Here is a 14092-nt window from a genome sequence, read left to right as displayed (position 1 = left end):
CTGCGTCCCGCCTTTCCTGTCGGCCCGAGGAGCCCGGCCCACGAGGCCGTCCCTCAGGACGCTTCGGCCGGTGGCCCGGGACCGATGCCGGTGGCTCGGGCCCGATGCCGGTGGCGATGAGGATCTGCCGCGCCGAGTCGGTCCCGCCGGCCTCGACCGCGCGGGCCATCGCGGCCAGGGCGGCCTCCTGTCCCGCGTGCGGGGGGACGACGAGCAGGCTGAAGTGATCGTGGTCGCTCCGCGTGATGATCACGGTGTCGTCGCCGACCGGGTACCGGTCGATGTGCACCGACCGGCCGTCGACGACCAGGCGGGCCGGGACGTCGTCCCAGGCTTCCGTGTCCAGGCCGACGCTCGCGACGGGGCCGAGGTGTTGCTGGCCGCCCCGATATCCCCACGGTACTCCGCCCGCGCCGGACCGATCCGGCCGCTCAGGACGCTGGCGGCCACCTGCACGCGCACAGGCCCCGAGACGTCCGCGTAGACCGGCTCCCAGTTCGGGCCGAGCTCGGCGGTCAAATGCACGACGACCATCTCGGGCAGCGCGTGGGTGCCGGGAGCACCGGGCAGGGCAATCGTGTACCGCGGTACGGAAGCCATGGCGAACCTTCTCGCCACCGAGCGTTCGGGGCCCCTCTCGCCCCCCGGCGGGTGGCCCGACGCTCCCATCGTATGAACAGCGCAGGCCGTCGCCCCGGCGGTCCGGCGCGGGCCCCGCCAAGGGGACTCCCGCCAGCGCTTGACACCGCGCAACTCACGTTTTACGAGTGAGGGAGAGAGGGTTGGCTCGGGAATCCGCTCGTGCGGGAGGAGGCCCCGCGATGGCTCGCTCCGTCGGTATCGATCTGGGCACCACGAACTCCGTCGTCTGTGTCCTGGAGGGCGGCGAGCCCACCGTCATCCCCAACGCGGAAGGGGCGCGCACCACCCCGTCGGTCGTGGCGTTCGCCAAGGGCGGCGACGTGCTGGTCGGCGAAGTCGCCAAACGCCAGGCCGTCACGAACGTGGACCGCACCGCCCGCTCCGTCAAACGCCACGTGGGCGACCCGCACTGGCGCTTCCCCGACGCCGGTGACGTCGATGGAAAGCGGTACACCGCGCAGGAGATCTCCGCCCGTGTACTGCAGAAGCTCAAGCGCGACGCCGAGGCCTACCTCGGCGAGGACGTCACCGACGCCGTCGTCACCGTCCCCGCCTACTTCAACGACTCCCAGCGCACCGCCACCAAGGAAGCCGGCGAGATCGCCGGCCTGAAGGTGCTGCGCATCGTCAACGAGCCGACCGCCGCGGCCCTCGCGTACGGTCTGGACAAGGAGAGTGACCAGACGATCCTGGTCTTCGACCTCGGCGGTGGCACCTTCGACGTCTCCCTGCTGGAGATCGGCGAGGGAGTGGTGGAGGTGAAAGCCACCAACGGCGACACCCATCTCGGCGGCGACGACTGGGACCAGAAGATCGTCGACCACCTCGTCCAGCAGTTCAAGAACGGCTACGGCATCGACCTGTCGAAGGACAAGATGGCCGTGCAGCGGCTGCGCGAGGCCGCCGAGAAGGCCAAGATCGAGCTGTCCTCGACGAGCGAGACGACGATCAACCTGCCGTACATCACGGCCTCGGCCGAGGGCCCGCTGCACCTGGACGAGAAGCTCACCCGCGCCGAGTTCCAGCAGCTCACCGCGGACCTGCTGGAACGCTGCAAGACCCCGTTCCACCAGGCGGTGAAGGACGCCGGGATCAAGGTGTCCGGCATCGACCACGTCATCCTCGTCGGCGGCTCGACCCGTATGCCGGCCGTCACCGGCCTGGTGAAGGAGCTGACCGGCAAGGACCCGCACAAGGGCGTCAATCCGGACGAGGTCGTCGCCATCGGCGCCTCCCTGCAGGCCGGTGTCCTCAAGGGTGAGGTCAAGGACGTCCTGCTGTTGGACGTCACCCCGCTGTCCCTCGGTATCGAGACCAAGGGCGGCATCATGACCAAGCTGATCGAGCGCAACACCACGATCCCCACCCGGCGCTCCGAGATCTTCACGACGGCCGAGGACAACCAGCCGTCCGTGCAGATCCAGGTCTTCCAGGGTGAGCGCGAGATCGCCGCGTACAACAAGAAGCTCGGCATGTTCGAGCTGACCGGCCTGCCGCCGGCGCCGCGCGGCCTGCCGCAGATCGAGGTCACCTTCGACATCGACGCCAACGGCATCATGCACGTCGCGGCCAAGGACCTCGGCACCGGGAAGGAGCAGAGGATGACGGTCACCGGTGGCTCCTCCCTGCCCAAGCAGGACATCGAGCGCATGATGCGCGAGGCCGAGCAGCACGCCGAGGAGGACCGTCGCCGCAAGGAGGCCGCCGAGACCCGCAACCAGGCCGAACACCTCGTCTACTCCACCGAGAAACTCCTCCAGGACAACCCGGACAAGATCCCCTCAGACGTCACGTCCGAGGTGAACGAGGCCCTGGCGGACCTGAAGGACAAGCTCAAGGGCGAGGACAGCCCGGCCATCCGCACCTCGATGGAGCGCGCGGCCACCGTCGCACAGAAGATCGGTACCGCCCTCTACGCCCAGGCCGGCGGCCCGCAAGCCTCGGCCGGCACCGGCCCGACGCAGGGCGGCGATGAGGAGGAGGTCGTCGATGCGGAGATCGTCGACGACCAGACTCCGAAAGGAGCCCCCGGATGAGCCGGCCCGCCGATCCGGGCCCGGGACGACCGCCCTGGGGGCGTGGAACTCTCGGCCGAGGCCCGGTCGCCGGCGGAGCCCTCGATAGGGCCGCTGGACATGCAGTACCAGGACGGACCAGCGCGTGGTCGAGGCGTCCTCCAGCCCCGTGGCGTGGCTCCAGGCCGCGGCCACCTACCTGCGAAGCGGTTCCGGGTACCGGCCCGCAGACTGTCAGTGCATCCGCCGCACCCCCGTACGGTGGGTGCGTACGGCTCATCGGACGGGGGAGCGGGCGCCGCGCCGGAACCTGACAGCAGAGATGATCACGGCGATGATCAGCACGGCGATGCCGATGAATAGCAGGTAGAGCAGGCCCTTGGCGACGGCGCCGACGACGCCGAGCACGATCGCCACGATGATCAGGAACAGCACCAGTGCCATCTTTGGCCTCCTTCAGAGTCTGTCGGGTCCTCTCTGCGTGCCAGGCGGCGTTCACCGCCCGCGCCCGGCACGTAGTCCAGTTCGTCGTGCGCGAAGATCGCAGGCTAATGGTCGGCCGGCAGTACGCCGTCGGTGCCGATCGCCGGAGCCTTCTTGACCTGGCTCTTGAGCCAGGTGACCTGCAGATGGCCTGGGCCGACCCGCACGCCGGCGAGGGAGACGAAAACCAGGCCGAAACCGGCACAGTTCGATGTAGGGCTTCCTGGGCCCGCGCGGCGGCACATGTCCGGGCGGTGTCCGTGTACCTGCCCGCCGGATCCGGGGCGCCGCCGGGGGCGGGCGCCGGCAGCGGGAGTCAGGGCCGAGGTCGGCGGTGAACGGCCTGGTGTCGTCCGCTGCCGACCGTTGTCATCCGTCTTCCCGCGGGTCTGCGGTCGGCGCACCCGCGGCTGTCAGGAGGTCGGTGCCGGTGCGTGTGTTGGCCGGGTCGGACGCCGCTGTCATCAGCCACTCGGCGGCGGAGGCCTCGGCCTCCGGGGGAATCACCAGGAGCTCCAGGCGTAGAGGGGTGAAGGAGCACACGATCACCTCGTCCGCGTCCTGCTCCTGTTCGAACCACCCGACGTGGATGACATGGCCTGCGACCGGGACGCGCCGGGGGATGACCGGCCAGTGCGTCGGATTCACGGTGACACGGGTGACCTTCCCCCACGTGGGGTCAAGTGCCGTCGCCAGCGGGGGCAGTTCGCGCAGGAGGTCGTGCGAGCGCGGCCACCAGGCCCCGTCCAGCCGGCCGCGCGTGGCGCCCTCGGGTGTCAGTGAGAGGCGGACCGCCGGCTCCGGCCCCGGTGGCTGGGCGGCGGCGGGATCGGAGGTCGCGGTCATGTCGAAACACCTGCCCTGGGCTCGTTCGTGGACGGCCTCGTGCTGCCGCCGGGGCACCGCAGTAGCCCGCAGGCCGTGGACGGTGCGCTCTTCCACCGTACTCCGGCCACAGCCCCGGCCTCCGGGGTGAGCAGGGGCGGTCGGTGGGTTGCCGTTGGTCGACCTGCGTCTTCGTGAAGGCCGGATCGGGGGGCCAGGGGGAGCCGCCGGAAACGTCCGAACAACGCATGTACGCATGGGCGCAGAGTGCGCACTGTGTTGCCGGGCAGAGCTGCGGCCGGTCACTGCCGAGGGGGCGCCCGCCGTTCTGGCGTGGCGAGGAGGCCGGCGTCTGCCCATTGCAGGTGTAATCCAGGGTGTCATCGGCGACGTTGTAGGCGGGTTCCAGGATTCCGGCGGCTGCGACCCGGGGTGTTCATCGCCGGCGGGGGCGTCAGCATGACTTGGCCGTAGTACTGGAGGAGGATCGAGACGTCCCGGCCACCGATCGCGTGCACTTCCTCGGCCACCGTCGGAGCGAGAGCTGGGACGGCATCTCGTGAGCCCGGTCCGGCAGATGCCCCAGGAGCCGCTCACCGAACCCCTTTCGACCGGTCCACCGCAGTCGCGCGGTTCTTCCGTGCGGACTCCGCCACGAACCACGGTTTTCCCGCAGCAGTACTCTCCGTCGGCCGGCTTCCTCGCCCGGCCTCCACCTGGATCGGCGTAGGACTCACCGGCACTTCCCCTGTCCCGGCATGGCGCCGGCCCTCACCCTGCGACACCTCGGCCAGGATGGATCCTGTGACTGCGGGGTGAGACACAGGAGATATCTCGGGTGGATATTCTGGTCGGGCGTCACGTAGGGGAATTTTCAAGTATTAACCCATGTGCGCGGCGGGCTCAAATTCTCGCAATAAGGAGTATCCTGGAAATTACCGGGAGAAGTTACCGGTAGGACGATCGCGAGGAGGCGAATATGCAGATCACTGAGGCAGGATCCCTGGCTCTGCGACCCGTGATCGAAAAAATGTCCGCCTTTTCGGCGGGAAAGATCACAGGGTGAATGAGGGGCAGGGGGCGCAGATTCAGATCCTGTTGCCCCGGTCGGCGCTACGTTCATGCAGGCCGGAAGGCCGTTCCCCGCAGGAATGCGGGGAACGGCCTTTTTTTGGGGCGGGGCCGTGTGCCGTGGTTCGGCCGAGGACGGGTTGTGCCGGCGTCCGGCGGTGGTGGAGTAAGCGGCGCGGGTGGTGGCGACTGCCCTGCGGGCTGTCGTGGATCGGTTGGGTCCAGCCTGCGATGGTCGGGTCGCCCTCGCAAGGCCTTCGGTGATGAAGGCCGACCCGCCCCAGGTGGTGGGCTTGAGGGTGAGCTTCTTGTCCTTGAGCCCCTGGTCTGACCTGGGACGATCCCTTGTCGTGGCGACAAGGGGGCGGATCGGCGAATTCGGTGGCGACTTCTCGAGGCGTGACGGCGCCATGAGAACGCGCAGGTTCGCAGCACTGGATAAGGTTTTCGGCAGGGGCGACGTGGAGGCCGCTGGCCGTGGGTTTCGCCGAGTGCCGGGGGCGTCCGGGGTCAGAGTTTGACCATCGCGGTGTACGGGTGGGTGATGCGTTCCTGTCGTGATCCGAAGTCGACGAGTACCGCGATGTCGCCGTCACCTTCGACGCCGATGACCCGACCGAGGCCGTACCCGTCATGGGTGACCCGGTCGCCGAGGGTGAAGTGCTTGGGCGGCGCTTCCACCCGGGGCTTGAAGGGGCTGGTGGGCAGGGGGCGGCGACCTGCTGCAAATTTCGTCATTCCGGCCAGTATGGCGCCTGGAACCGCGTTCGCGGGACTCCCCAGCGCATACGAGCTCGGGCCTGACCGGAATGCCGCGCCCGGCGTCCAGTGCGGCCCCTTGAACGGCGCCGGTGGGCGGATGGTGCGCCGCCTTCGCGGGGCTGTCCACCGCGAGGGCAGGCGTTCCCCACCACAGGAACCGCCTTCCCCCGGAAGCCGTCGGTCCCGACGGCGGGCGGCTGGGTACTCAAGAGGCTTGCTCTCCAGGCGTGTTCACGGTCCTCCCGGCCCGGACCGGCCGCTCGGAGCGAAGGCTCCCGCAGAACCGGGGGTGAAACATCCTGCCGCAGCGGGCTGCGGCCTGCTACAGTCGTCTTAGTTGCAGTAGTGGTTCCCATGAACTTTGTGTGCGCCTGCTGATGTATTGCGGGCGCATTTTTTGTTCCCCGGCTTTTCCCCGGCGGGCGCTCCATGCGGTGACTCGAAGCGCGCGCTGTGCGTGCTTCGGACAGTCCCTTGAAGGAGATTTTTAATGGCTAATGGCACTGTGAAGTGGTTCAACTCGGAGAAGGGCTTCGGCTTCATCGAGCAGGAGGGTGGCGGCCCGGACGTCTTCGCCCACTACTCGAACATCAACGCCAACGGCTTCCGTGAGCTGCTCGAGGGCCAGAAGGTCGAGTTCGACGTCACGCAGGGCCAGAAGGGCCCGCAGGCCGAGAACATTCGCCCGCTGTAGTTCTTCTGCCACGCACCCGCCTGGCAGCGAGGGGCCCGCACCGCGCACAAGTGCCCGGTGCGGGCCCCTCGGTCATCGCGCCACGGCGCACCCCTCCGGCCGTTCGGGCCCCTGGCTCCGCCACCGGCGGCCATCCCCACGCGAGACGCACAGCGCCGCGTCCGGATCGGCGCCCCGCCGTGACAGCTCACGGTTCGAGGTTCTTCGCTCTCGCCCTCCGTGGCGAGCGCCGATCGTAGATGACGTGCCGAACGGTTTCACCGTCCACGCTCCGCCCGTCACACTTCTGGCCCGTTCCCTTGCGGTCTCCGCTCGGCGCCCCGCGCCATGGAGCCTTCCTCGTGACGTGCCACCCCGAGGAAGGTCTTCCGTATGGCCCGCTCCAGTCGCTCCTCCTACCACGACACCGACTTCCGCTCCGCGGCCGGCTCCCGCTCCGGTGGCGGCTCCTTCTACGGCGACCGGCCCGCCGGAGGCCGACGCCCCTCCGGCCGGAGTGCCCCTCGGGGCGCCTCCGCGCAGGGCGAGTTCGCGATGCCGGTGAGCATCACCCCGGCACTGCCGGCCGTCGAGTCCTTCGACGAGCTGGACATGCCGAAGGCGCTGCTGTCGGTGCTGACCCGCCAGGGCGTCACCGCGCCGTTCCCGATCCAGGCTGCAACGCTGCCGAACTCGCTGGCCGGCCGTGACCTCCTCGGACGGGGCCGGACCGGCTCCGGCAAGACCATCGCGTTCGGCCTCGCCGTGCTGGCGCGCACCGCCGGGCAGCGGGCCGAGCCACGTCACCCGCTGGCCGTGGTGCTGGTCCCCACCCGCGAGCTCGCGCAGCAGGTCACCGAGGCACTCACCCCCTACGCCCACGCGGTGCGCCTGCGGATGGCGACCGTGGTGGGCGGGACGTCGATGAGTCGCCAGGCATGGATGCTGAACCGCGGGGCGGAGGTCGTGGTGGCCACCCCGGGCCGGCTGAAAGACCTGATCCAGCGCGGTGACTGCCGGCTGGACCGGGTCGGTATCACGGTGCTCGACGAGGCCGACCAGATGGCCGACATGGGCTTCCTGCCCCACGTCACCGAGCTCCTCGACCAGGTCGCCGAAGGCGGCCAGACCATGCTGTTCTCCGCCACCCTGGACCGCAACGTCGACCGCCTGGTGCGGCGCTTCCTCAAGGACCCGGTCACCCACTCGGTGGACCCGTCCGCGGGAGCGGTCAGCACCATGGAGCACCACGTGCTGCACGTGCAGAACTTCGACAAGAACGCCACGATCGCCCACATCGCGTCCCGCGACGGCAGGGTGATCATGTTCATCGACACCAAGCACGGCGCGGACCGCCTGGCGGAGGACCTGCTCGCAAATGGCGTGAAGGCCGCGGCCCTGCACGGCGGCAAGTCCCAGCCGCAGCGCACCCGCACCCTGGAGCAGTTTCGCACCGGCGAGGTGACCGCGTTGATCGCGACCAACGTCGCCGCCCGCGGCATCCACGTCGACGGGCTCGACCTGGTCGTCAACGTGGACCCGCCGGGCGACCACAAGGACTACCTCCACCGGGGCGGCCGCACCGCCCGGGCCGGCGAGTCCGGCACCGTCGTCACGCTGGTGCTGCCCAACCAGCGTCGCGGGATGGCCCGCATGATGACAACGGCCGCCATCACCCCCGTCACCACCAGGGTCAGCGCCGGCGACGAGGACCTGGCCCGCATCACCGGCGCCCGCGTGCCCACGGGCATCCCCACCGTGATCCCCGACCCCGTCGTCGAGCGGCCGCGCCGCAGCCCGTCCACGAGTCGCGGCCGCCGCCCCGCCTACGCCGTCGGCGACACCCGAGCCGCCACCGGCCGCGACGACCAGGGCTCCTCCGGCCGCCGCCGGACGCCCAGGCGCGCCGCCCGCGTCGCGTAGCACCGCCGGGCCCGGCTCGCGGCGCGGACCGGGCCCGCACAGTTCGCCTGGTCGGCCACACCGCTCCAGAAGCCCTGCCTGGCAGCCCGCAAGGACTACGTGCGGGAGACGGTGTTCTGGGACGCAGGGACCGCCCGGCTGCTGCCCCGGCTGGTCAAGGGACGCACCCGCGGCCCGGTGTTCGTCACCACCGCCGCCCGGGCCCGGGGAGGTGCTCTCCGCCCGCGGCGTGTGGAGGCCGGAACCGTCAGGTCGCCGGCCGCCTGCTCGTCGAGGCCGACCCCGGGGTCTGCCGGATCGCACTCGACCCGGCAGACGGCGAAACCCTCTCAGGTTGATCATCTCGCCAGGCGATTACGGGAGTTGGTGGTTCGAAGCGGCCCGCAGCGCCGGTCGCCTGGGGGGGGCAGCGTCCGCCGTCGCGTCCTCTCCGACCGCTGCGCGGCCCCTGTGCGTGATTCTGTGGCTGCGAAGGTGGCGGTGTCTCACCACCTTTCGGCCGCAGGCCTTTCCGCGGGTGGGTCGGTACGTGTGCTTCGCGATCTGCGCGAGATCGTCCTCCTGGGCATGGAGCCTGCCGATCGCGTGGGCAACACGTTTCGCCCGTCGATTTGTCGCGCGCGGGGCCGGTGGGCCCGGGTCGGGTAGGGGGCGCCTCGGCTGTGGTGCCCGCGGTGGGCGGTCGGGTCCATTGCCGTCGCGGCCGCGGCTTCGCCGCGAGGTAGCGCTGGGTGGATGTGGCATGTACGCTGCGTGTCGCTGGTTGAGCACCATGCGGGCCCGGTTGCCGCTCCGTGGGGGGAGTCGCGTCCGGGCCCGGCCGCCGGCCAGAGGCCCGGTTGGACTCGTGGGGGAGTCTCAGCCGGGCCCGTCGGCAGGGTGATGGTGGGATGCCCGTCCTGGCGTGGATTCAGACAGGGGTGGACCGGCGTGCCTGCGCAGCAGCGCCGAGCGGTCGTCCTCGCCGACCGTACCGAGGCCGGCCGGGTCACCTCGCCTCGATCTGCTCGCTCGCCGGTTCACGACGCCGGTGAACCACCGCGCGCCCGGTCGCGTCTCGCGTGCGTCGTCAGAGGGACAGGACGCGGACGGCGTTCTCCTTGAGGATCAGGGGGCGGACGTCATTGTGGCTCTGCTCGTGGGGCTGACCGGCGCGGCCGTCAGTCGACTGGCGCTGACCCGCTCCCGCCCCGTCGGCTGACCGCAGCGAATGGGACAGCACCCTGGGAGAGTCCCCGGGTTGTCGAACCCGCGAATTCTTCGACTCGCCTGCGGACGCCGGTCGCCGGCCACCTCCCAGACTTACGCGTCCAAGCCGTCCCCTCGGCCTGTGGCCCATGTCACATACGGTTCCTGTCAGCAATCGGGGAGCTGTTCCGCTCAATCACCAGGAACCAGCGAATCGACGGGAGCAACTCATGAAGCACCGCATCATCGTCCTCGGCGCCGGCTATGCCGGGGCCTACACGGCCGGGAACCTGGCCCGTCGGCTGTCCCCGGCGGACGTCGAGATCACCGTGGTCAACGCTGTACCGGACTTCGTCGAGCGGATGCGCCTGCACCAGTTGGCGGCCGGCCGAGACATCGAGGCTCCGAAGCTTGCCGGCGTGTTCGCGGGCACGGGGATCCGACTGCGCGTGGCCCGGGTCACCGCCGTCGACCCCGAGCGCCGGGTCGTCGCCGTGGCCGATGTCGACGGCGGCGCCGAGCTCGGCTACGACACGCTGGTCTACGCGCTCGGCAGCCACGGCGACGTCGACGGCGTCCCCGGCGCGGCCGAGCATGCCTTCGACGTCGCCGCCCGGCCCTCGGCGCTGCGGCTGCGCGAGCGCTTGGACAGCCTGGACAGGCGAGGTGGCGGGGGGAGTGTGGTGGTCGTCGGCGAGGGGCTGACCGGCATCGAGACCGCCACCGAGATCGCCGAATCCCGCCCCGAGCTGTCGGTGACGCTCATCGCCCGCCGTGAATTGGGCGCCCGGCTCTCCGCAGGGGCCCGCGGCCGCCTGCGCCGGGCCTGCGACCGGCTGGGCGTCACCGTCCTGGAGCGCACCGTGGTCGAGGCCGTCGAAGCGACGCGGGTGCTGTGCGCCGACGGCGCCGTCCTGGCGTCCGACGCGACCGTGTGGACGGCCGGGTTCGCGGTCGACCCCATCGCCGCCGCCGGCGGGCTGGAGGTCACCGGGGACGGTCGGATCGTCGTCGACCGCACCATGCGGTCGGTGTCACACCTGAACGTCTACGCCATCGGCGACAGCGCCCACGCCATCGGTGACAACGGCCGGCCGCTGCCGATGTCCTGCGCCACGGCCGCCTGCACCAGCCAGCAGGCCATCCCCGCGATCGTGGGATGCCTGACCGGCCGCAAGATCGCGAAAACCAAGCTGGTCTACACGTACAACCACATCAGCCTCGGGCAGCGGGACGCGATCTGGCAGGGGGTCGACCACGAAGGACAGCCGAAGCCGAAGCACATGGGCGGCCGGAAGTCCGCGCGGCTCAAGGTGCGTCTCGTCGCGCTCTCCCGGTGGGCGACCTCGCACCCGACCCTCGGCATGCCCAAGCGCAGGCACCGCCTGGCCGCCGTGCCGGACGCGACCGCCGAAAACGCCGTCACGTCCGGCACGATGACGGTCGCGTAGCCGCCTAGGGTGATCCACGTGGACAGCACCGCCACTGATCGCTTCGACACCAGCCGGTTCGAGGCCGGCCGCAACCGGCTGGCCTCGCTGGCGTACCGTCTCCTCGGCTCAGCCGCCGACGCCGAGGACGCCGTGCAGGATGCGTTCGTCCACTGGCAGGCCGCCGACCGGAAGTTGATCAAGGTGCCGGAGGCGTGGCTGACCAAGGTCGTCACCAACCTGTGCCTGGACCGGCTCCGCTCGGCGCAGGCCCGCCGTGAACGCGCCGTCGGCGCCTGGCTGCCCGAACCGCTCCTCGACGGCGACCCCATGCTCGGCCCTGCCGACACCTTCGAGCAGCGCGAATCCGTCTCCCTGGCCGTGCTGACCCTCATGGAGCGCCTGTCACCGCCCGAGCGGGCCGTCTACGTCCTGCGCGAAGCGTTCTCCTACAGCCACGCCGAGATCGCCGAGATCCTCGACATCACCGAATCCGCGAGCCAGCAGCACCTCCACCGGGCCCGGCTCCGCATCACCACCGCGCGCCGCGGCGGCGGCGAAGCCGACCCGGCCTCCGCCCGCAGGATCGTCGAGGAGTTCCTCGCCGCCGCCTCGTCCGGCCGCACCGAACGGCTGGTGGCACTGCTCACCGACGACGCGACCGCGATCTCCGACGGCGCTGGCCTGACCGAGAAGCTGCTGCAGTACGACACCGCGCAGCGCATCGCCGCCATCGCACGGGCCGGCTTCAAACCCACAGCCGCGAAGCGGCGACTCGCCGGCGGCACGTCCGCCGTCCACTACGCGCTCGTCAACGGCGCCCCCGCCATCCTGTTCGTGCCCGGCGACCAGGTGGTCGGCGCCGTGACGTTCGACATCACGGGCGGCAGGATCGCGACCGTGCGCGGCATCGCCGCCCCCAGCCGCCTAGCCCGCCTCAACGACGCCTGGCGGCAGCACGAACCGGACACGCCGCTCATCTCCCAGTGGTGACCCGACGCCGACCGCGGCCAGGCTTCGACCGAACGTCATCGCAACCGGTGAACGCCGCGAGCGTGCAAGCGCGTCAGGCTGGTGCCGCATCGGCAGTGTCCGTCCTGCCGGGGAGGAGGGCTGTCCTCCGGTCGACCGACCGTAGCGCCGAGCCTGCACCCGTGAAGTGATCTGCGCCACATGCTGTCACGGTCGTCGACAGCGCGGTGTCTTGAGGCCGAACTTCCCTGGAGACGGAGGAAATGCCATGGCTGACAGCACCGACGTGGTCGTGATCGGGGCGGCGGGTACGCTCGGCGCCGTCGCCATGATGCTCGTCGGCAATCCCCTGTCAGGAACGTCGACCGCCCCCGAGATGCTGCCCGGCTGGTCCGGCATGCTCGGTCAGCTGCTGCCGTCCGGGGCGGGTGTCCAGTTGCTGCGCTCCACCGCCTTCTTCGACGGCGCCGGCACCACCCGCTCCGTCATCGTTCTCGTGACCTGGCTCATGCTCGGCGCAGTCCTGTGTCTGGCCGGCGGCCTGCGGGTGCGCCGTGCCGCGAACGCTCACACGCCACCGCTCGGCGGGTCCTGGCAGCTGCCGGGAGGCGAGTGGAATTGAATGCGCTGCTCAGGGGCGCGTGGCGATGATCGCCTCGGTATCGGTGACGCCGATCTCGCGGATCGCCTGGAGATCGCGATCTCCGGCCGTGGCGCGTTCCGCCGCTTCAAAGACGTGCTGGCGCACCGTGACGACGAGCTGCGCCGGTTCCACCTGTTCACCGAGGAACGGCGGCGCGGCCGGGCGCGGGCCTGGCTCGCCCAGAACGGCTACCGCCCGATGGCCCGCCCGTGACCGCGCAGCCGCGCTGTGGGGAGGAGACGATCGGAGGCTCCGGAAAGCGCGGAGCATTCCACAATTGGAGCGTGAGTGAGGTTCCCCCGAGGTGCGGAAGGTTGCCGGGCAGGGCCTGATTGGTCGTGAGAAGGGAGCCTCTGCCATGGCTGCACCGATGAAGTATCCGCCCGAGTTGCGGCAGGGAGCTGTTGCCGCGTACCGGGCTGCCGATCCGAAGCCCGTGATCCGTCAGATGGCCCGGGACCTGGGCGTGCACCACGAGGCCCTGCGCAACTGGTGCGTCGCGTCCCGCAGAACTTCACGCCGATCGGTGGGTTCTGCTGGGGCATCAGTCGGCTTCTCCGGGGACGATGCGGCGCGAGCCCGGCCAAGCCTGGACGTCGGGGACGCTGTAGATGGTGATGCGGGAGGTCGGACGGACGAACGGCGGGCCCTGCATGGGCTTGCAGCGTGTCCTAGGTGGTGAGTTGGAGGAGCCGCTTGAAGCAGGTGAGTGCAGCGGCGAGGCCGAGGACGTCCGATGCCTTTGCGCGCGATGCGCGGTTCGGCGGGTCGAGAAGGGTGATCGGGTCGGTTCGGTCAGAGCCGGCCCAGTGCTTCCGCCGGCTTTCTGGGGCGGATGTCGGTCCAGTGCTCCTCGATGTAGTCGACGCAGGACTGCCGGGTGTCCTCGGGGTGGGTGATCCGCCAGCCTGCGGGCACCTCCATGAAGGAGGGCCACAGCGAGTGCTGGTTCTCGCTGTTGACCAGGACCAGGAAGCGGACGTCGGGGTCGTCGAAGGGGTTCTGCACGGCGGGGGGTTCCTTTCGGCCCGGGGCGCGGTGGGTTCAGGGGGCACCGCCGACCCGTCTCGGAGAAGAACTGACGCCAGCCTGCCGCCTGTCGGGGCCGACCGCCACGCCTTTAAGCCGGGGCGAAACAACGCAGGCAGGTCGGGGTGCGGTCGGTCGGGGAGGCGGCCGGAGCCTACTTCGGGAGAGATGTCCAGGGGCAGTTTTCTGCACCTGAAGACTGCAGTCCACTCTCCTGTCCCGCCATACCGGCGGGGCTAGGGTCGAGCTGATCATGACTAGAACGCACAGGAACCGCAGGCGTCGAAGGCGGCGGCGGGCATCCGGGAAATCCGGAACTGGCCGATCCCTTTGTGGCCGAAATATGCTCCGGTTCTGATGGTGTTGGAGGTGACCGAAGTCAACTGCGGTACCCAGTTGGTCGGTTGACCGATCCTGTGGCGGCATGGAACCATGT

Annotated in this window: 13 protein-coding genes and 2 pseudogenes; 8 read left to right on the top strand and 7 right to left on the bottom strand. The window is 70.2% G+C overall.

All coding sequences use genetic code 11. The features are described 5' to 3' along the window. Together ACZ3TI_RS35860 and ACZ3TI_RS35855 are read right to left on the bottom strand one after the other, a co-directional pair. Nucleotides 1-346: DUF5994 family protein (locus ACZ3TI_RS35860; protein WP_465733852.1), on the bottom strand; the 346-nt coding region annotated here is incomplete at its 3' end. Continuing rightward, complete coding sequence (locus ACZ3TI_RS35855) at nucleotides 250-600, bottom strand: DUF6296 family protein (protein ID WP_465733846.1); 351 nt, start codon at nucleotides 598-600, stop codon at nucleotides 250-252. The genes ACZ3TI_RS35855 and ACZ3TI_RS35860, both read right to left, overlap by 97 nt. Before the next feature lie 221 nt (nucleotides 601-821). Here ACZ3TI_RS35855 and dnaK point away from each other — a divergent pair, with 221 nt between their 5' ends. After that, nucleotides 822-2678 carry a molecular chaperone DnaK gene (gene dnaK, locus ACZ3TI_RS35850; protein ID WP_465733844.1) on the top strand — a complete coding sequence of 619 codons (1857 nt, stop codon included), beginning with the start codon at nucleotides 822-824 and terminating at the stop codon, nucleotides 2676-2678. Between the two features lie 255 nt (nucleotides 2679-2933). On the opposite strand, the gene ACZ3TI_RS35845 is transcribed toward dnaK, so the two are convergent. The 4 genes and pseudogenes from ACZ3TI_RS35845 to ACZ3TI_RS35830 form a co-directional block, all read right to left on the bottom strand. After that, entirely contained in the window at nucleotides 2934-3101 is a 168-nt protein-coding gene (locus ACZ3TI_RS35845; RefSeq protein ID WP_465733842.1) for a hypothetical protein, read from the bottom strand. 408 nt (nucleotides 3102-3509) lie between these two features. Then, the gene (locus ACZ3TI_RS35840) at nucleotides 3510-3986 is read right to left on the bottom strand and encodes a DUF5994 family protein (RefSeq protein WP_465733840.1); all 477 of its coding nucleotides are present in this window, start codon (nucleotides 3984-3986) and stop codon (nucleotides 3510-3512) included. 422 nt (nucleotides 3987-4408) lie between these two features. After that, nucleotides 4409-4621, bottom strand: a pseudogene (locus ACZ3TI_RS35835) (serine/threonine-protein phosphatase); the annotation flags it as partial. Between the two features lie 925 nt (nucleotides 4622-5546). Further along, nucleotides 5547-5774 (bottom strand): hypothetical protein, encoded by a 228-nt coding sequence (locus ACZ3TI_RS35830; protein WP_465733838.1) that lies wholly within the window; start codon nucleotides 5772-5774, stop codon nucleotides 5547-5549. Between the two features lie 514 nt (nucleotides 5775-6288). Here ACZ3TI_RS35830 and ACZ3TI_RS35825 point away from each other — a divergent pair. The 7 genes and pseudogenes from ACZ3TI_RS35825 to ACZ3TI_RS35795 all read left to right on the top strand — a co-directional run. Next, the gene (locus ACZ3TI_RS35825) at nucleotides 6289-6492 is read left to right on the top strand and encodes a cold-shock protein (protein ID WP_045694210.1); all 204 of its coding nucleotides are present in this window, start codon (nucleotides 6289-6291) and stop codon (nucleotides 6490-6492) included. A gap of 372 nt (nucleotides 6493-6864) precedes the next feature. After that, nucleotides 6865-8394: a DEAD/DEAH box helicase gene (locus ACZ3TI_RS35820; protein WP_465733836.1), complete on the top strand. Its 1530-nt coding sequence runs from the start codon at nucleotides 6865-6867 to the stop codon at nucleotides 8392-8394. A gap of 1418 nt (nucleotides 8395-9812) precedes the next feature. Continuing rightward, nucleotides 9813-11033: an NAD(P)/FAD-dependent oxidoreductase gene (locus ACZ3TI_RS35815; protein ID WP_465733834.1), complete on the top strand. Its 1221-nt coding sequence runs from the start codon at nucleotides 9813-9815 to the stop codon at nucleotides 11031-11033. A gap of 18 nt (nucleotides 11034-11051) precedes the next feature. Further along, nucleotides 11052-12005, top strand: a complete 954-nt coding sequence (locus ACZ3TI_RS35810) for a sigma-70 family RNA polymerase sigma factor (RefSeq protein ID WP_465733832.1) — start codon at nucleotides 11052-11054, stop codon at nucleotides 12003-12005. 247 nt (nucleotides 12006-12252) lie between these two features. Beyond that, nucleotides 12253-12606, top strand: a complete 354-nt coding sequence (locus ACZ3TI_RS35805) for a hypothetical protein (RefSeq protein WP_465733830.1) — start codon at nucleotides 12253-12255, stop codon at nucleotides 12604-12606. A 72-nt stretch (nucleotides 12607-12678) separates the two neighbouring features. Beyond that, nucleotides 12679-12840 (top strand): UPF0158 family protein, encoded by a 162-nt coding sequence (locus ACZ3TI_RS35800; protein ID WP_465733850.1) that lies wholly within the window; start codon nucleotides 12679-12681, stop codon nucleotides 12838-12840. Between the two features lie 145 nt (nucleotides 12841-12985). Then, nucleotides 12986-13111, top strand: a pseudogene (locus ACZ3TI_RS35795) (transposase); the annotation flags it as partial. 311 nt (nucleotides 13112-13422) lie between these two features. On the opposite strand, the gene ACZ3TI_RS35790 reads toward ACZ3TI_RS35795, so the two are convergent. Then, nucleotides 13423-13635, bottom strand: coding sequence for an MbtH family protein (locus tag ACZ3TI_RS35790; protein WP_465733828.1), 213 nt, complete (start codon nucleotides 13633-13635; stop codon nucleotides 13423-13425). Between the last annotated feature and the right edge of the window lie 457 nt (nucleotides 13636-14092).

Source organism: Kitasatospora sp. NPDC023120, assembly GCF_055560835.1.
This window is presented reverse-complemented; position numbering and strand designations above follow the sequence as displayed.

Bases quoted from the DNA above. Each gene is read 5' to 3' on its own strand.
- ACZ3TI_RS35855 (WP_465733846.1), bottom strand. From the start codon at position 600: ATGGCTTCCGTACCGCGGTACACGATTGCCCTGCCCGGTGCTCCCGGC.
- dnaK (WP_465733844.1), top strand. From the start codon at position 822: ATGGCTCGCTCCGTCGGTATCGATCTGGGCACCACGAACTCCGTCGTC.
- ACZ3TI_RS35845 (WP_465733842.1), bottom strand. From the start codon at position 3,101: ATGGCACTGGTGCTGTTCCTGATCATCGTGGCGATCGTGCTCGGCGTC.
- ACZ3TI_RS35840 (WP_465733840.1), bottom strand. From the start codon at position 3,986: ATGACCGCGACCTCCGATCCCGCCGCCGCCCAGCCACCGGGGCCGGAG.
- ACZ3TI_RS35830 (WP_465733838.1), bottom strand. From the start codon at position 5,774: ATGACGAAATTTGCAGCAGGTCGCCGCCCCCTGCCCACCAGCCCCTTC.
- ACZ3TI_RS35825 (WP_045694210.1), top strand. From the start codon at position 6,289: ATGGCTAATGGCACTGTGAAGTGGTTCAACTCGGAGAAGGGCTTCGGC.
- ACZ3TI_RS35820 (WP_465733836.1), top strand. From the start codon at position 6,865: ATGGCCCGCTCCAGTCGCTCCTCCTACCACGACACCGACTTCCGCTCC.
- ACZ3TI_RS35815 (WP_465733834.1), top strand. From the start codon at position 9,813: ATGAAGCACCGCATCATCGTCCTCGGCGCCGGCTATGCCGGGGCCTAC.
- ACZ3TI_RS35805 (WP_465733830.1), top strand. From the start codon at position 12,253: ATGGCTGACAGCACCGACGTGGTCGTGATCGGGGCGGCGGGTACGCTC.